The following is a 17,024-nucleotide window of genomic DNA, read 5'->3' as shown; positions in this document are numbered from 1 at the left end:
TACGGCCATGGTCTCCCACGATCGCCGCCGTTTCCTCCATGCCGCGGGTGCGACCGTGGCGGCCTCGTTCGTCGCGCAGGGATTTCCCGCGGCCATCGCGAAGGCGCTGGCGACGGAGCCCGACCGCCGCACGGGCACGCTCGCCGACGTCGGTCACGTCGTGGTGCTGATGCAGGAGAACCGCTCGTTCGACCATTATTTCGGCAGCCTGCGTGGCGTTCGCGGTTTCGCGGATCCACGCGTGCTCGAGCTCGGTAACGGCGACCCGGTCTGGCGCCAGCCGGTGACGCCAGCGCGCACGAAATACTGGAAATCGCGCGGCATCGGCGACGATGTCGCATGGGTCTATCCGTTCCATCTCGACACGCACCGCAGTGGCGACCATCACGAGGGCACCGATCATGGATGGAGCTCCGGCCACGGTGCGTGGAACCTCGGCCGTAACGACCGCTGGATCGAACAGAAGCAGGACGTGCTCACGATGGCGTACCTGCGTCGCGAGGACGCCGCGTTCCACTACGCGCTCGCCGACGCCTTCACCATCTGCGACGCGTACCACGCGTCCGCGCTGGCCGATACCGCGATCAACCGCATCTATCTGTGGAGCGGTACGTCCGATCCGTCGGGCCGGCTCGGACGCAAGGACAACGGTCCCGGCACCGAGGAACGTCCCGACGCGAACGGTTATACGTGGACGACGTATCCGGAGCGACTCGAGAAGGCGGGCGTCACCTGGCGCGTGTACCAGGGCGGCACCGGCGATCCGGGTTCGCCCACCGACAACTACACGGACAACTCGCTCGAGTTCTTCGCCGCGTACCAGGTGAAGGAGGGCGCCGATCCGGCCGGCGCGCTCGTGCGCAACGGCGTGTCCACGCACACGCTGCGCGACCTGCGCGACGACGTGCTGCACGACCGCCTGCCGCAGGTCAGCTGGATCGTCGCGCCGTACAAATACAGCGAACACCCCACCTCGTCGCCGGCCGATGGCGCGGCGTACATCAAGCGCGTGATCGAGGCCCTGACCGCGAACGCGAAGGTGTGGAGCCGCACGGTCCTGTTCCTCAACTACGACGAGAACGACGGGTTCTTCGACCACGTCGTCCCGCCCGCGCCGCCGCTGGAGGACGGCGAGGGCGTCGTGTCTCCCGATCTCGCCGAGGGCCTGAAGGACGAAACGATGGACCTCGACCGGCATCGCCGGATCGCGTCGCCGCTCGTTCCCGGCAGCGATCCCGGCGGGGAGCAGGTGGTCGGCCTCGGCAACCGCGTCCCGATGATCGTCGTCTCGCCCTGGACGCGTGGCGGATGGGTCTGCTCCGAGACGTTCGACCATACGTCCGTGCTGCGTTTCCTGGAGAAGCGCTTCGGCGTTGAGGAGCCGAACATCAGCACGTGGCGGCGCAGCGTTTGCGGCGATCTGACCAGTGCCTTCGATTTCGGCGGCCGGTCCGATCCGTCGATGCCCGCGTTGCGCGTGCCGACCGGCTTCAGCGGAAAGGCGCCGGTCGCGGTGCCCGGCACGCAGACGATGCCGGTGCAGGAACCGGGCACGCGGCCGGCACGGGCGCTCGGTTACGCGTGGCACCTGCGGCATCGCATCGAGGACGGATCCAGCCGTCTTTCCTTCGACAACCACGGCCGGCTCGGCGCGGCGTTCATGGTCTACGACGGGCTCGACCGGGATGCGCCGCCGCGTCGTTATGCGGCCAGCGCGGGCACCGCGATCGAGGATGCGTGGCCCCTTGCGAAGGTCGGCGACGCTTACGACCGGCGTATCCATGGCCCGAATGGTTATTACGCGGCGGTGCGCGGATTCGCCGGCGATGCGCTGGAGGCGTGGGTCCAAGGCGTGGACGGCAAGCGCGCCATCGAGGTCGTCGTGACGAACGGCGGCCCCGACCCGGTTGCGGTGGCGATCTCCGAGGCGTACGGGCCGACGCGACACGAACTCGCGCTCCCGGCCGGTGCGAGCCAGACGCTGACGCTCGATCTCACCGCGAGCGCCGGATGGTTCGACGTGTCGATCCTGACGCCGTCCACGCCGCGCTACCTCCGTCGCTACGCGGGGCATCACGAGGACGGGAAGCCGGCGACCAGCGATCCGGCACGTTCCGCCTCTGCGATTGCCGCGCCGTAGGCACCGGCGTACGCCGGTGCGACGTCGAGGGAGCGGGTGGCGTCCGGCAAGGTTCCCTCACCGTCGCACCGGCGCACGCCGGTGCCCACGGCGAAGCGCCCGGCCCGGCGAAGGCCGCCGCGTCTCCCCGGACGGCTATACTCACGAGCCAGCCCCACCGAATCCCCCCGACCGTGACCAGCGAACTTTCCTCGATCATCGATTTCATCCGCTACGGCGCCAGCCGTTTCTCGGCCGCCGGCCTGACCTTCGGGCACAGCCACGACAATCCGATCGACGAGGCCACGCATCTGGTGCTGGCCGCGCTGCACCTGCCGCCGGACATTCCGCCGGCCTACGGCGCGGGCAAGCTGGTCGCCGCCGAGCGCGAGGCCGTGCTGGCGCTGATCGAGCGCCGGGTCGTCGAGCGCGTGCCGGTGGCCTACCTGGTCGGCGAGACCTGGTTTGCGGGCATGAAGTTCAAGAGCGACCGCCGCGCGCTGGTGCCGCGTTCGCCGATCGCGGAGCTGATCGAGAGCCGCTTCACCCCGTGGCTGGACGATCGCCACGTGGAACGCGCGCTCGACATGTGCACCGGCTCGGGCTGCATCGGCATCGCCATGGCCGAGTACAACCCGGAGTGGAAGGTCGACCTCGCCGACGTCAGCGACGACGCGCTGTCGCTGGCCAACGAGAACATCGTGTTCCAGCACGTCGAGGACCGCGTGCGCGCGGTGAAGTCGGACCTCTTCGCCGGCCTCCAGGGCGAGGTCTACGACCTGATCGTCTCCAACCCGCCCTACGTCACCAACGACGAATACGCCGCGATGCCGGCCGAATACAGCCATGAGCCGGTCCTCGGCCTGACATCCGGCGATGATGGACTGGACCTCACGCTGCGCATGCTCGACGAGGCGGCCGACCATCTGAGCGAGGACGGCCTGCTGATCGTCGAGGTGGGCGACAGCGAGCATGCGCTGGTCAACCTGCTGCCCCGCGTGCCGTTCGTGTGGCTGGAGTTCAAGGTGGGCCAGATGGGGATCTTCGCGCTGGAACGGCGCGACCTCGTCGAGCATGCCGCCGACATCGCCGCCGTTCGCGCCGCAAGAAACTGACCTTCACCGGAAGTACCGTGTCCTCCAATACGTTCGGCAAGATCCTCTCCGTCACCACCTTCGGCGAAAGCCACGGCCCGGCCATCGGTTGCGTCGTCGACGGGTGCCCGCCGGGGCTCGCGCTCGAGCCCGGCGAGTTCCGCGCCGACCTGGAACGCCGCGCGACGGGCCGCTCGCGGCACACGTCGCAGCGGCGCGAGGCCGACGATATCGAGATCCTCTCCGGGGTCTACGAGGGCGTGACCACCGGCACCCCCATCGCGCTGCTGATCCGCAACACGGATGCGCGTTCGAAGGATTACGGCAACATCCTCGACACGTTCCGCCCCGGCCACGCCGACTACACCTACTGGCAGAAGTACGGCGTGCGCGATCCGCGCGGCGGTGGGCGATCCTCGGCGCGCGAGACCACCATGCGCGTGGCCGCCGGCGTCATCGCGAAGAAGTGGCTCGCCCAGCGCCATGGCGTGACGGTGCGCGGGTACGTCGCGCAGATCGGCGACGTCGTGCCGCGCGGCTTCGACGCCGACGCGATCGAGGGTAGCCCGTTCTTCTGGCCCGACGCCGCGCAGGTGCCCGAGCTCGAGGCCTACATGGACGCCCTGCGCAAGTCGGGCGATTCGGTCGGCGCGAAAGTCACCGTGGTCGCCGAGGGCGTGCCGGCGGGGTGGGGCGAGCCGATCTACGGCAAGCTCGACGGCGAGATCGCGGCGGCCATGATGTCGATCAACGCCGTGAAGGGCGTGGAGATCGGCGACGGCTTCGCCGCCGTGGCCCAGCGCGGCACGCAGCATCGCGACGAACTCACGGCCGACGGTTTCCTGTCCAATCACGCGGGCGGCATCCTCGGCGGCATCGCGTCCGGCCAGCCGGTCGTCGTGTCGATGGCGTTCAAGCCGACCTCGAGCATCCTGATCCCGGGTCGCAGCGTCGATCGCGCGGGCCAGCCGACCGAGGTGGTGACCAAGGGCCGCCACGATCCCTGCGTCGGCATCCGTGCCGTGCCGATCGCCGAGGCCATGCTGGCCCTCGTGCTGATGGACCAGGCGCTGCGTCATCGCGCCCAGTGCGGCGACGTGGGCGAGGTGCCGCCGCGGATTCCAGGGGCCGTCCGGGAGTAACCCATGAACAAGCATGTCGTCTGGATTTCCCGCCCGTTCTTTCCCGACATCGTCGATCGCCTGCGGCCGCATTTCGAAGTGCGTGCGGAAACCGAGGAGCTGAAGTTCGGTAGCGCCGACCTCGCGAAGCACCTCGCCGGCGCCGACGCCGCGATCGTCGGGCTCGCGGAGCGCATCGACGCGGCCGCCATCGCCGGCGCCTCGCGCCTGCGTTTCGTCGCGAACCTCGGGGTGGGCTACAACAACCTCGACCTGGATGCCCTGACCGCCGCGGGCATCGGTGCGTCGAACACCCCCGACGTCCTCACAGAGACCGTCGCCGACTACGCCTGGGCGCTGATGCTCGCCGCCGCGCGACGGGTGGGCGAGGCCGAGCGCTGGCTGCGCGACGGCCAGTGGCGCGGCTCCCGCTTCGAGGGCTGGCTCGGCGCGGACGTCCACGGCAAGACGATCGGCATCCTCGGGATGGGCCGCATCGGCCAGGCCGTCGCACGCCGCGCGGCCGGCTTCCGGGCGCAGGTGCTGTATCACAATCGCTCGCGCCTGCCGGCGGAGGTCGAACGCGAATGCGCGGCGACCTACGTCGACAAGGCCACGCTGCTCGGCCGGTCCGACCATCTCATCCTGGTGCTGCCTTACACCGCGCAGAACCACCACGCGATCGGCGAGGCCGAACTGAAGGCGATGAAGCCGACCGCGACGCTCGTCAACATCGCGCGTGGCGGCATCGTCGACGACGCGGCGCTGGCGCGTGCGCTGGCCACCGGCGAGATCGCGGCGGCGGGCATCGACGTGTTCGAAGGGGAGCCCTCGGTCCATCCGGGGCTGCTCGAACGGGACAATATCGTCCTCAGTCCGCACATCGCCAGCGCAAGTCGCGACACACGTCGCGATATGGCGGCGCTGGCTGTGGACAATGTGCTGGCGGCGTTCGGACACGGTCCACACGCCGGCCAGCCACCCACGATCCTCAATCCGGGTGTGCTGGCCGACGCCAGCTGACCTTCCATCCACGCCTGACAAAAGCGAAGCATGAGCAAGAAGACGAGTTACAAGGTGGCCATGGTGGGCGCGACCGGCGCGGTCGGCGAAACCCTCCTGTCGATCCTCGCCGAGCGGGATTTTCCCGTGAGCGAACTGGTTCCCCTGGCGAGCGAGCGCTCGGCGGGCGGTACCGTCGACTTCGCCGGAAAACCGTATACCGTCCAGGACCTTGCGAAATACGACTTCGACGGCGTCGACATCGCGTTCTTCTCGGCCGGCGGATCGGTGAGCCGCGAGCACGCCCCGCGCGCCGCCGCCGCGGGTGCCGTGGTCATCGACAACACCTCCGAGTTCCGCTACCAGGACGACATCCCGCTGGTGGTGTCCGAGGTGAACCCGCACGCCATCGCCGACTACACGGTGCGCGGCATCATCGCCAACCCGAACTGCTCGACGATGCAGATGCTGGTGGCGCTGGCGCCGATCCATCGCGAGGCGGGGATCGAACGCATCAACGTCGCGACGTACCAGTCGGTGTCCGGCGCGGGTCGCAGCGGCATGGAAGAGCTGGGCAAGCAGACCGCCCAGATGCTCAACTTCCAGGACGTGGAGACGGCCAAGTTCCCGAAGCAGATCGCGTTCAACGTGATTCCGCACATCGACGACTTCCAGGCCAACGGCTACACCAAGGAAGAGATGAAGATGGTCTGGGAGACCCGGAAGATCCTCGAGGACGCGTCCATCCAGGTGAATCCGACCGCCGTCCGCGTGCCGGTGTTCTACGGCCACGCAGAGGCGGTGCACATCGAAACCCGCGACAAGATCACCGCCGAACGCGCGCGCGAACTGCTGGAGCAGGCGCCGGGCGTGGTGGTGCAGGACGAGCGCAAGGCCGGTGGCTACCCGACGCCGGTCGGCGACGCGGCCGGGAAGGACCCGGTCTTCGTCGGCCGCATCCGCGAGGACATCTCCCACGAGCGCGGCCTCGACCTGTGGGTGGTCGCGGACAACATCCGCAAGGGTGCCGCGCTCAACGCCGTGCAGATCGCGGAAATCCTTATCGAGGATTACCTGTAATGAACCCTCGCGTCGCCACCTTCCTGCTGCTGATGCTGCCCGCGCTCGCCGCGTCGGCGGCGCAACGGCCGCAGGACCGGGCGACGCGCGCGGACTCGTCGTCCTCCCGCGCGCGGCTCGATGCCCTTCGCGGGCAGGAGAAACGCGAGGACGCCGAAGTCCGCCAGCTGAAGACGCGTGTGGACACGCTGGAGTCGCACTCGAAGGAGGCCGGGCAGGCGCTGGAGGAACGGGATCGCCGGATCGCCGAGCTCCAGCGGCAGCTGGAGGCCGCGCAGGGCCATTGACCGAAGTACATGTAAGGGGGGCGTGTACGGGCCTCGCGAACGACTCAACGTTGTCGCGTAACTATCCGTAGCCGCTATTGTTAGTTGTTGTCGGGGTGCACTACAGTGGCGCCTTCGCGGCCGATCGCCCGATAGAGGCGCGCCGCCGGCATGGATCCAGTTCGGGGGACGTAACACATGAACCGCACGTTGAAGCTTTCGATCATGCTGGCGTTGGCCAGCTGGGGCGGCACCGCCCTGGCTCAGAGTCTGGGTGCCGTCCAGGTGCGCTCCACCATGGATCAGCCGCTGGTCGCCGAGATTCCGCTCACCGGCGTGTCGGGCAACCTTGGCAACGTCCAGGTGGCGCTGGCGTCGGAGGACGCCTTCCGCCGGGCTGGGCTCAATCGCGGCGGCCTTCCCGTCGCCCTGAACTTCACGGTCGCCAAGGGCGCCTCCGGGCAGCCCGTCGTTCGCGTCACCAGTGCCGAGCCGGTCCGCGACACCTACCTCGATTTCCTCGTCGAAGTCTCCTCGGGCGGCAACAAGGTCGTCCGGGAAGTCACCATGCTGCTCGACCCGCCGGGCTCGCCGATCCACCAGGCGGCGTCGACCGCCGAACCGCAGGCTCCCGCCGCGCCTCCGTCGCGTACGTCGGACGTGCCGCCGCGGGTGCCGGCGGCCAGCGACGCGCGTCCCTCGCGCACCGCCGAGACCGCCGCGCCGCCGACGCCGGCTCCCGCGGCGCCCGCTCCCGCGCCTCGCCAGTCGACGCCGCGCCGTGCGTCCGCCGACTCCTATGGCCCGGTGCAGCGTGGCCAGACGCTGTCCACGATCGCCCGCCAGCATGCGGGCGGCGCGGATATGAACCAGATGCTCGTGGCCCTGCAGAAGGCCAATCCGGACGCCTTCTATCGCGACAACATGAACGCGTTGAAGACGGGTGCGGTCCTGCGTATCCCGTCTGCCGACGAGGTGCGTGCGGAGAGCGCAGACGCGGCGCTCTCCGAAGTCCGCCGCCAGAACGAATCCTGGCGCGCCGGTAGCACCCGCGCGCCGTCGACGGTCGCCGATGCCGCCTCCACGGGCGCGAGCCAGCCGAAGGCGAAGTCCGCGGCCAGCGCCGACGACCGTCTCGCCATCGTGCCGTCGAAGGACGGCGGCGACGCCGCGTCCACCCGCGCCGGAACGAAGGGTGGCACGGGCGACGCCCAGGTCGCCGGCCTCCGCCAGGAGCTGGCGACCTCGCAGGAAAGCGTCGCGTCGCTCAAGCAGCAGGGCGCCGAGCTGAAGTCGCGCATCGGCGAGCTCGAGGCGATCGACGCGAAGAACCAGCGCCTTCTAAGCCTGAAGGATTCGGAGATCGCCGAACTCCAGCGCAAGCTGGCCGAAGCGCAGAAGGGCGCGGCCGTCGCGGCCGCTCCGGCTCCAGCACCTGCACCCGCGGCCGCCTCCAGCGCGCCGGTCGCGGCCGCCACGGCACCGGCCACGGCCGCCAGCACCGCGGCCGCCCCGGCCGCTTCCGCGACCGTCGCCACGACGCCGCTCGCGTCCCCGGCGCCCGCCGCGGCGGCGACGGCCGTCGCCGCACCGCCGGCACCGGTCGCGAAGCCGGCCCGGGCCCACGTCACGCCCACGGCTCCGGTCGCCGAGGAAGATCCCTGGTTCATGCAGCCCTGGGCCTGGGGTGGCGGCGCGATCGTCATCCTCCTGCTGCTCGTCGCGGCCGTGTTCGGTCGCAGGAAACCGAAGGCCGCGGCCGCCGTCGCCGGCACGCCGTCGCTCGCCGATCGTTTCGGCCAGGAGCCCACGTTCGGCGACTTCGAGCACACCGACACGATGGATCAGGACCAGCGCGAGATCCTCGACGCGCTGGCGGAGCACCCGGACGACATCGGGCTGCATCTGGAACTGGTCAGCCTGTACTACGGCCGCCGCGACGTCGATCACTTCGAGGCCGCCGCCGAAGCCATGTTCGCCCATGTCGCCGATCCCGAGCAGCCGGAATGGCGCGAGGTGGTGATGATGGGCGAGGACCTCGCCCCGACGCATCCGCTGTTCGGCGGCGTGCCGGTCGACGAGATCGACGATCCGTACGACGACGACACGTACACGGCCGGCTCGCCGCAGCACCCGGATCACGCCGCGGCGCTGGAGGAGTTCGACCTCGGCACCTACGTGACCAGCCCGGATGAAGAGGCCCGTCCTGCGACGCCCGCGCCGCAGAAGCACAGCGAATACCACTTCAATTTCGACCTGACCCCGGTGCAGCGCGCCGAGGCGGATCGCCGTCCGCACGCGCCGGAAGTGTTCGACGTGGACGCGCCGGAATCGCCGTACGCCGAAGCGCACGGCACGCATGAAGGCGATGCGGCGTTCGGCGACGTGCTCGCCAGCGAGACGGCCGCCCACGACGAACCGCGCTCGACCTGGTCGTTCGACGAGGATGCCGATCGCGCGCCGGCGCACGACGAGCCGGCCTTCGAGGCGCCGAAGCACGTGGACGAGCTCCCGCGTTTCGACGAACCGCCGCGATTCGACGAGCCGGTGTTCGCCGACGAAGAGCCGATCGAGGATCACGGCCCGGAAAGCTTCAGTGACGACCCGGTCGACACGAAACTCGACCTCGCCCGCGCCTATCTGGACATGGGCGACGCCGAAGGCGCCCGCCTCATGCTGGACGAGGTGATCGCGGAAGGCTCGCAGATGCAGAAGGACACGGCCCGCCGGATCCTCGACGATATCGTCTGATCGCGAGCACAGGCAGAACGGAAAGCCCCGGCCACCCGCCGGGGCTTTTTTCTTGTAGGAGCGGACCCGGCCGCGACAGCTTCTCGCCGGACGCATCAGGTCCTGCGGCTCACGGCCTCAACGGCGTCGCGGCCAGGTCCGCTCCAACAGCCATCGGTGCGTTGTGGGAGCGGACCCGGCCGCGACCGCTTTTCGCCGAACGCATCAGGCCCCGCGGCTCACGGCCCCAACGGCGTCGCGGCCAGGTCCGCTCCAACAGGTATGGTGTGGGAGCGGACCCGGCCGCGACAGCTTTTCGCCGGACGCATCGGGCCCTGCGGCTCACGGCCCCAACGGCGTCGCGGCCAGGTCCGCTCCAACAGACATCGGTACGGTGTGGGAGCAGACCCGGCCGCGACAGCTTCTCGCGGGGCGCGGCAGGCCCTGCGGCTCACGGCCTCAACGGCGTCGCGGCCAGGTCCGCTCCAACAGCCATCGGTGCGGTGTGGGAGCGGACCCGGCCGCGACAGCTTCTCGCCGGGCGCAGCAGGCCCTGCGGCTCACGGCCTCAACGGCGTCGCGGCCAGGTCCGCTCCAACAGGTATCGTGTGGGAGCGGACCCGGCCGCGACAGCTTTTCGCCGGACGCGGCAGGCCGTGCGGCTCACGGCCTCAACGGCGTCGCGGCCAGGTCCGCTCCCACAGCGGCTCGTTGGCGACGGGATGGTACCCTTTGCGGCTCCCACCACTTCCGACCCACCCCATGCGCATCGCCCTTGGCGTCGAATACGACGGCACCGATTTTCTTGGCTGGCAGCGGCTCAGCCACGCGAAGACCGTGCAGGGCGCGCTGGAAGAAGCGCTGACCTACGTCGCGCACGCGCCGGTGGAAGTGACGGCGGCCGGCCGCACGGATGCAGGCGTGCATGGCCGCTGCCAGGTGGTGCATTTCGATACCGACGTCGTGCGCGACATGCGTGGCTGGGTCCTCGGCGCGTGCTCGAACCTGCCGCACAGCGTGGCGGTGACCTGGGCGCAGCCCGTGGCCGACGACTTCCACGCGCGCTTCTCGGCGCGGGCCCGGCGCTATCGCTACCGCATCCTGCCGCGCTTCGTGCGCCCGGCGCTCGACGCGCGTTTCGTGGCCTGGGAGCGCCGCCAGCTCGACGCCGACACGATGCACGTCGCGGCGCAGGCGATCGTGGGCGAGCACGATTTCTCGGCGTTCCGTGCCGTGTCGTGCCAGGCCGCGCATGCGCGGCGCAACGTGCGGTCGATCCGCGTGTTCCGCGAGGACATCCACGTGGTGGTGGAGATCGAGGCGAACGCGTTCCTGCACCACATGGTGCGCAACATCGTCGGCTCGCTGCTGCCCATCGGTCGCGGGGAGCGCCCGGTCGAATGGATGGCCGAACTGCTCGAGGGCCGGGATCGCGAAGTCGCCGGCGCGACCGCGCCCGCGGAAGGACTCACGTTCCTCGGACCGATGTACGAAGCCCACTGGGGCCTTCCGGCGGAGGTGACGCTATGACGCGCATCAAGTGCTGCGGGATCACGCGTGTCGACGACGTGCAGCTGGCCTCGCGTCTCGGCGCGGATGCCGTCGGTTTCGTGATGACGCGCAAGAGCAAGCGGTTCGTCGATCCTTCGACCGCGGCGACCCTGCGCGATGCCGTGCCGCCGTTCGTCGGCATCGTGGCGCTGGTCATGGACGACGATCCCGCCTACGTGGCGGAGGTCGTGCGCGTCCTGCGGCCGGACATGCTCCAGTTCCACGGTGTGGAAACCCAGGCGGAGTGCGCGGCGCACGGCGTGCGCTGGCTGAAGGCCATCGCGATGGGCGAGGGCGCGCCGGCGCTCGCGCGCCTGCGCGACTACCCAGCAGCGGCCGGCCTCCTGCTCGACGGGCATGGACTGGGCGAGCAGGGCGGCAGCGGCCAGCGCTTCGACTGGTCGCTGATGCCGAAGGATCTCGCGCAGCCGCTGATCCTCGCCGGTGGCCTCACCGCCGACAACGTCGCGGAAGCGATCCGCGTCGCCCGGCCGTGGGCCGTGGACGTCTCCAGTGGCATCGAGGCGTCGCCCGGCATCAAGGATCGGGCTAAGATGGAACGCTTCATTTCCGCCGTGCGCGCCGTCCCCAGCGCGTGAGCGGCCCCCAGCAGATACCGAGAAGGCAATGACGCAGATCACGGATTTCCACGCCTGGCCCGACGCCCACGGTCGGTTCGGCGACTTCGGCGGCATTTACGTCGCCGAGACCCTGATGGAGCCGCTGGCCGAGCTCACCGCCGCCTACGAGAAGCTGCGCTCCGACCCGGCGTTCATCGCCGAGCTCGATCGCGATCTCAAGCACTACGTCGGCCGCCCGAGCCCGGTCTATCACGCCGAGCGGCTGTCGAAGCACGTCGGCGGCGCGCGCATCGTGCTCAAGCGCGAAGACCTGAACCACACCGGCGCGCACAAGATCAACAACACCGTCGGCCAGGCGCTCGTGGCGCGCTACATGGGCAAGTCGCGCATCATCGCCGAGACGGGCGCCGGGCAACATGGCGTGGCCAGCGCCACGGTCGCCGCGCGCATGGGCCTGAAGTGCGTCGTGTACATGGGCGCCGTCGACATCGAGCGGCAGAAGATCAACGTCTACCGCATGCGCCTGCTGGGCGCCGAGGTCGTGCCGGTGACGTCCGGTTCGAAGACGCTGAAGGACGCCCTGAACGAGGCGATGCGCGACTGGGTCACCAACGTCGAGGACACCTTCTACATCATCGGCACCGTCGCGGGCCCGCACCCGTATCCCCAGATGGTGCGCGACTTCAACGCGATCGTCGGCCGCGAGGCGCGCGCGCAGACCATCGAACAGTTCGGCCGCCTGCCCGATGTCGTCACCGCCTGCGTCGGTGGCGGGTCGAACGCGATCGGCATCTTCCACGCGTTCCTCAACGACGGCGGTGTGCGCCTCGTCGGCGCCGAAGCCGCCGGCGACGGCATCGAGACGGGCCGCCATGCGGCTTCGCTCGCCGCCGGCAAGCCAGGCGTGCTGCACGGCAACCGCACGTACGTGCTCTCCGATGCGAACGGTCAGATCGTCGAGACGCATTCGATCTCGGCGGGCCTCGACTACCCGGGCGTCGGTCCCGAGCACGCGTTCCTCAAGGACGCCGGCCGCGCCGAATACGTCGGCGTCACCGACGACGAGGCGCTGGAAGCGTTCCACCTGCTCGCCCGCACCGAGGGCATCCTGCCGGCGCTCGAGTCGAGCCACGCCATCGCCCAGGCGATGAAGCTGGCGCGCGAGCTGCCGAAGGACGGCATCGTCCTCGCCAACCTCTCGGGGCGTGGCGACAAGGACGTGCATACCATCGCCGCCCGCGAAGGAATCGAACTCTGATGAGCCGCATCGAACGCCGCTTCGCGGCGCTGAAGTCCGCCGGCCGCACCGGCCTGATCCCCTTCGTCACCGCCGGCGATCCGTCGCCGGATGGCATGGTGTCGCTGCTCCATGGCCTGGTGGCCGCCGGCGCCGACGTGATCGAGCTTGGCGTGCCGTTCTCCGACCCCATGGCCGACGGTCCGGTCATCCAGCACGCCAGCGAGCGCGCGATCGCGAAGGGCGTCGGCCTGGCGAACGTGCTGGCCTGGGTGGCCGCGTTCCGCGAGACGGACGACGAAACCCCGATCGTGCTGATGGGCTACCTCAATCCGGTGGAGATGTACGGATACGCGGCGTTCGCCGAAGATGCCGTCGAAGCCGGCGTGGATGGCGTCCTGATGGTCGACTGTCCGCTGGAGGAGTCGCACGTCCTGGAACCGCTGCGCGAGGCCGGGCTCGACCAGATCCTGCTCGCGTCGCCGACGACGGCCGAGACGCGCCTGGCCGCCCTCTGCGAGGCGGCGACGGGCTTCCTGTACTATGTATCGTTCGCCGGCATCACCGGCGCGGCCCAGCTGAGCACCGGCGACATCGCCGAGCGCGTCGCCGGCATCCGCGCCCGGTCGAAGGCTCCGGTCGCCGTGGGCTTCGGTGTCCGCGACGCCGAGGGTGCGAAGGCGATCGGCGAATTCGCCGACGCCGTCGTCATCGGCAGCGCCCTGGTCGACCGCCTCGCCGGTGCGACCTCGGCCGACGATGCCGTCGGCAGGGCAAGGGATTTCCTCGCTCCGATCCGCGCCGCGCTCGACGCGCGCTGATCGGGCGAGCGGACGTACAGGTACCGGAGACACACGATGAACTGGCTGCAGAAAATCATGACGCCGAAGACCCGCGCACCCAGCGCGGCCGGTGGCAAGGGCAAGGTGCCGGAAGGCGTCTGGGAGAAGTGCGCGGGTTGCGGCACGGTGCTGTACAAGCCCGAGCTCGAGAAGTCGCTGATGGTCTGCCCGAAGTGCGGCCACCACCACGCGATCTCGGCGCGCGCGCGCCTCGCGGCCTTCTTCGACGAGGGCAGCACCACCGAGCTGTGGCCGAAGATGGAAGCGGTCGACGCCCTGAAGTTCAAGGACCAGAAGAAGTACAAGGACCGCGTGGCCGCCGCGCAGAAGAACACGGGCGAGAAGGACGCGCTGATCGCGATGTCCGGCAGCCTGCTCGAGCGCCCGGTTGTCGCCGTGGCGTTCGAATTCGCGTTCATGGGCGGCTCGATGGGTTCGGTGGTGGGCGAGAAGTTCGCCCGCGCCGCCGAAAAGGCGCTCGCCGAGAAGAGCGCGCTGGTGTGCTTTTCCGCCACTGGCGGCGCGCGCATGCAGGAAGGCCTGTTCTCGCTGATGCAGATGGCGAAGACGTCCGCGGCGCTGGCGCGCATGCGCGATGCCGGCATTCCGTACATCTCCGTTCTCACGCACCCGACCACGGGCGGCGTGTCGGCGAGCCTCGGCATGCTGGGCGACCTCAACGTCGCCGAGCCGAAGGCGCTGATCGGTTTCGCGGGTCCCCGCGTGATCGAACAGACCGTGCGCGAGACGCTGCCGGAAGGTTTCCAGCGTTCCGAGTTCCTGGTCGAGCATGGTGCCGTCGACGTCATCGTCGACCGCCGCGAGATGCGCGACAAGCTCGGCGCCATGCTGGGCATCCTGCAGAAGGCCCCGCGCGCGGCGGCCTGATTCGCCTGATCAAAGCGGCCGCTTCCGTGTGGGAGCGGACCCGGCCGCGACAGCTTTTCGCCGGGCGCGGCAGGCCCTGCGGCTCACGGCCTCAACGGCGTCGCGGCAAGGGCCGCTCCAACAGGTATCGTGTGGGAGCGGACCCGGCCGCGACAGCTTTTCGCCGGACGCATCAGGCCCTGCGACTCACGGCCCCAACGGCGTCGCGGCCAGGGCCGCTCCAACAGGTATCGTGTGGGAGCGGACCCGGCCGCGACAGCTTTTCGCCGGGCGCGGCAGGCCCTGCGGCTCACGGCCTCAACGGCGTCGCGGCAAGGGCCGCTTCAACAGGTATCGTGTGGGAGCGGACCCGGCCGCGACAGCTTTTCGCCGGGCGCGGCAGGCCCCGCGGCTCACGGCTCCAACGGCGTCGCGGCCAGGGCCGCTCCAACAGGTATCGTGTGGGAGCGGACCCGGCCGCGACAGCTTTTCGCCGGACGCATCAGCCTTGTGACTCACGGCCCCAACGGCGTCGCGGCCAGGGCCGCTCCCACCGGCCTGAAGAACGGAGTTCAGACCAGCACGCGTTCCGCCCAGAGCGACAGCGTGCCGAGCCCGCCGCCGATCGCCGTGGCGGCGATCACATCGCTGGGGTAGTGCAGCCCGAGCACCACGCGCGACGCGCCGATCAGCGCCGCGAATCCGATCAGGAAGGGCGCGAGCACGGGGTAGTGCGCGACCGCCACGACCGTGAACGCGACGGCCTGAAGCGTGTGGCCCGAGGGAAAGCTGAACTCGTCGAGCGGCGGGACGTGGGCGATGACGCCGGGACAGGTGCGGAAAGGGCGTGGGCGCCGCGTCCAGCGCTTGAGCACGCGGTAGAGCATGAGGGCGGTGAGGCCCGTCACGGCCATCTGCGCCGCGACGGCGACACCGTGCCAGCCGCCCACGACCGCGATGACGCTCATCAGCGCATACCAGAAGACGCCATCGCCGAGCCGGCTGATGGCGCCGAAGAAGATGCCGATGGCGCGACGCGCGCCCCAGCGGTTGGCCGCGACGCACATGCGCCGGTCCAGGTTCGCCCTACGCGGCGACGGCGGTGCTGCGTTCATGGACGTGCTCCTCGGCCAGTGACTGCATGATCGATTCGAAGGCGGTGACGACCGACTCCGGCGAAAGGCTGGCGACCGAGACGCGCGCGGCACGACCCATCGCGGCGCGCACGGTGGCGTCGGCGCCGAGGGCGGCGGCGCGCTCGATCAGGCCGCCTTCGTTGCCGGGCGCGACCCGGATGCCGTTCTGGCCGTTGCGGATGAATTCACGCGCGGCCGCCTCGGCGTACGCGACCACCGGAACGCCGGAGGCCATGGCCTCGAGCACCACGTTGCCGAACGTCTCGGTGAGGCTCGGAAACACGAACAGATCGGCGCTGGCGTAGTACGCCGCGAGCTCGTCGCCGCGGCGCGTGCCGGCGAAGATGACGTCCGGATGCGCGGCCTGCAGCGCAGCGCGGCCGGGGCCGTCGCCGACGATGACGCAACGCGTGCCCGGCACGCGGCGGGCGAGGGCGCGGTAGGCGTCGATGACGACGTGCAGGTTCTTCTCGGGCGCGACGCGCCCGACACTGAGGACGACCGGCGCGTCATCCGTCACGCCCCAGGAGGCGCGCAGCGCGTCGTCGCGACGTTCCGGATGGAAGCGCAGCGTATCGACCGCGCGGCGCAGCACGCGCACGTCGTGCACGCCGAGATCGTTGAGTTCGGCGGCGAGCTGGCCGGTCGGCACGAGCGTCGTCTGCGCCCGCCGGTGGAACCGCGCGAGGTAGTGCCGCACGAGCGGAGTCAGCGCGCCGAAGCCGTAATGGCCGACGTAGAAATCGAACCGGGTGTGGAACCCCGTGGCGACCGGGATGCCCAGGCGGCGCGCGGCACTGACGGCGCTCCAGCCCAGGGGGCCTTCCGTGGCCACATAGATGGCATCCGGCCGGTCGGAACGCCAGCGGCGTTCGAGACGAAACCGTGCGGGCAGCCCGAAACGCAGGCCCGCGTAGCGAGGCACCGACGCCCCGTCGACCGCGAGGACATCCATGCCCGCGTCGGCCAGCGGTGGTGTCGCGGGGTGGATGGGGCGAACGAGGTCGACGCTGTGGCCGCGGCGGACGATGCCGCGGGCGAGGGACTGGACGGTCAGGGCGACACCGTTGACGTCCGGTGCGTAGGTTTCGGTGACGATGCCGATGCGCATGGCGGTGCCCCTCGTTGCCTGGCTTGGGGCATGGTGGCCCGCCGCCGTGTCGGGGCGGTTATCGCGATATGACCGGTGGATGACAGGGGAGGGTGGGGGTTGGGAGTTGGGAATTGGGGGCGCACTGACGAGCGCCCGAGGGGGCCGCAGCGTTTGGCGTCCCTCGAGGCGAGTGTCACGCCACCGGCCCCCTCGAGCGGCCGCCGTGAACAGCGCCCCCAATTCCCAACCCCCAACCCCCGAACTCAACGCCCCCAATTCCCAACTCCCAACTCCCGAACTCAGCG

14 protein-coding genes are annotated in these 17,024 nt (G+C 70.1%); 12 read left to right on the top strand and 2 right to left on the bottom strand.

What is annotated here, in order from left to right:
• The first annotated feature begins 7 nt into the window (after positions 1-7).
• From J2X58_RS07455 to accD, 12 genes are all read left to right on the top strand, one after another.
• Positions 8-2,140: a phospholipase C, phosphocholine-specific gene (locus J2X58_RS07455; protein ID WP_310047314.1), complete on the top strand. Its 2,133-nt coding sequence runs from the start codon at positions 8-10 to the stop codon at positions 2,138-2,140.
• A 173-nt stretch (positions 2,141-2,313) separates the two neighbouring features.
• Positions 2,314-3,234, top strand: a complete 921-nt coding sequence (gene prmB, locus J2X58_RS07450; RefSeq protein WP_090052824.1) for a 50S ribosomal protein L3 N(5)-glutamine methyltransferase — start codon at positions 2,314-2,316, stop codon at positions 3,232-3,234.
• A 17-nt stretch (positions 3,235-3,251) separates the two neighbouring features.
• On the top strand, positions 3,252-4,355 hold the full coding sequence (gene aroC / locus J2X58_RS07445; protein WP_310047311.1) for a chorismate synthase: 1,104 nt from the start codon (positions 3,252-3,254) through the stop codon (positions 4,353-4,355).
• A 3-nt stretch (positions 4,356-4,358) separates the two neighbouring features.
• On the top strand, positions 4,359-5,357 hold the full coding sequence (locus J2X58_RS07440; protein ID WP_310047309.1) for a D-glycerate dehydrogenase: 999 nt from the start codon (positions 4,359-4,361) through the stop codon (positions 5,355-5,357).
• Between the two features lie 30 nt (positions 5,358-5,387).
• Entirely contained in the window at positions 5,388-6,416 is a 1,029-nt protein-coding gene (locus J2X58_RS07435) for an aspartate-semialdehyde dehydrogenase (RefSeq protein ID WP_310047308.1), read from the top strand.
• Positions 6,416-6,703, top strand: a complete 288-nt coding sequence (locus tag J2X58_RS07430) for a hypothetical protein (RefSeq protein WP_090052832.1) — start codon at positions 6,416-6,418, stop codon at positions 6,701-6,703. Before J2X58_RS07435 ends, J2X58_RS07430 begins: the two co-directional genes overlap by 1 nt.
• 177 nt (positions 6,704-6,880) lie before the next feature.
• Positions 6,881-9,433: a FimV/HubP family polar landmark protein gene (locus J2X58_RS07425; RefSeq protein ID WP_310047306.1), complete on the top strand. Its 2,553-nt coding sequence runs from the start codon at positions 6,881-6,883 to the stop codon at positions 9,431-9,433.
• 741 nt (positions 9,434-10,174) lie between these two features.
• Positions 10,175-10,942, top strand: coding sequence for a tRNA pseudouridine(38-40) synthase TruA (gene truA / locus J2X58_RS07420; RefSeq protein WP_310047304.1), 768 nt, complete (start codon positions 10,175-10,177; stop codon positions 10,940-10,942).
• Positions 10,939-11,562 (top strand): phosphoribosylanthranilate isomerase, encoded by a 624-nt coding sequence (locus tag J2X58_RS07415; protein ID WP_310047303.1) that lies wholly within the window; start codon positions 10,939-10,941, stop codon positions 11,560-11,562. Before truA ends, J2X58_RS07415 begins: the two co-directional genes overlap by 4 nt.
• Before the next feature lie 28 nt (positions 11,563-11,590).
• Positions 11,591-12,802 (top strand): tryptophan synthase subunit beta, encoded by a 1,212-nt coding sequence (gene trpB / locus J2X58_RS07410; protein WP_310047302.1) that lies wholly within the window; start codon positions 11,591-11,593, stop codon positions 12,800-12,802.
• Positions 12,802-13,602, top strand: coding sequence for a tryptophan synthase subunit alpha (gene trpA, locus J2X58_RS07405; protein ID WP_090052840.1), 801 nt, complete (start codon positions 12,802-12,804; stop codon positions 13,600-13,602). The genes trpB and trpA overlap by 1 nt, the downstream gene beginning before the upstream one ends.
• 36 nt (positions 13,603-13,638) lie before the next feature.
• Positions 13,639-14,511 (top strand): acetyl-CoA carboxylase, carboxyltransferase subunit beta, encoded by an 873-nt coding sequence (accD, locus tag J2X58_RS07400; RefSeq protein ID WP_310047301.1) that lies wholly within the window; start codon positions 13,639-13,641, stop codon positions 14,509-14,511.
• Between the two features lie 551 nt (positions 14,512-15,062).
• Here accD and J2X58_RS07395 read toward each other — a convergent pair.
• Both J2X58_RS07395 and J2X58_RS07390 read right to left on the bottom strand, forming a co-directional pair.
• The gene (locus J2X58_RS07395; RefSeq protein ID WP_090052843.1) at positions 15,063-15,605 is read right to left on the bottom strand and encodes a phosphatase PAP2 family protein; all 543 of its coding nucleotides are present in this window, start codon (positions 15,603-15,605) and stop codon (positions 15,063-15,065) included.
• Positions 15,577-16,737 (bottom strand): glycosyltransferase family 1 protein, encoded by a 1,161-nt coding sequence (locus J2X58_RS07390; protein ID WP_310047298.1) that lies wholly within the window; start codon positions 16,735-16,737, stop codon positions 15,577-15,579. The genes J2X58_RS07395 and J2X58_RS07390 overlap by 29 nt, the downstream gene beginning before the upstream one ends.
• Between the last annotated feature and the right edge of the window lie 287 nt (positions 16,738-17,024).

It is taken from the genome of Luteibacter sp. 3190 (assembly GCF_031456385.1).
Lineage (GTDB): Bacteria > Pseudomonadota > Gammaproteobacteria > Xanthomonadales > Rhodanobacteraceae > Luteibacter.
This window is presented reverse-complemented; position numbering and strand designations above follow the sequence as displayed.

Coding starts and splice junctions, on each gene's coding strand:
- J2X58_RS07455 (WP_310047314.1), top strand. CDS start 8: ATGGTCTCCCACGATCGCCGCCGTTTCCTCCATGCCGCGGGTGCGACC.
- J2X58_RS07440 (WP_310047309.1), top strand. CDS start 4,359: ATGAACAAGCATGTCGTCTGGATTTCCCGCCCGTTCTTTCCCGACATC.
- J2X58_RS07435 (WP_310047308.1), top strand. CDS start 5,388: ATGAGCAAGAAGACGAGTTACAAGGTGGCCATGGTGGGCGCGACCGGC.
- J2X58_RS07430 (WP_090052832.1), top strand. CDS start 6,416: ATGAACCCTCGCGTCGCCACCTTCCTGCTGCTGATGCTGCCCGCGCTC.
- J2X58_RS07425 (WP_310047306.1), top strand. CDS start 6,881: ATGAACCGCACGTTGAAGCTTTCGATCATGCTGGCGTTGGCCAGCTGG.
- truA (WP_310047304.1), top strand. CDS start 10,175: ATGCGCATCGCCCTTGGCGTCGAATACGACGGCACCGATTTTCTTGGC.
- J2X58_RS07415 (WP_310047303.1), top strand. CDS start 10,939: ATGACGCGCATCAAGTGCTGCGGGATCACGCGTGTCGACGACGTGCAG.
- trpB (WP_310047302.1), top strand. CDS start 11,591: ATGACGCAGATCACGGATTTCCACGCCTGGCCCGACGCCCACGGTCGG.
- trpA (WP_090052840.1), top strand. CDS start 12,802: ATGAGCCGCATCGAACGCCGCTTCGCGGCGCTGAAGTCCGCCGGCCGC.
- accD (WP_310047301.1), top strand. CDS start 13,639: ATGAACTGGCTGCAGAAAATCATGACGCCGAAGACCCGCGCACCCAGC.
- J2X58_RS07395 (WP_090052843.1), bottom strand. CDS start 15,605: ATGAACGCAGCACCGCCGTCGCCGCGTAGGGCGAACCTGGACCGGCGC.
- J2X58_RS07390 (WP_310047298.1), bottom strand. CDS start 16,737: ATGCGCATCGGCATCGTCACCGAAACCTACGCACCGGACGTCAACGGT.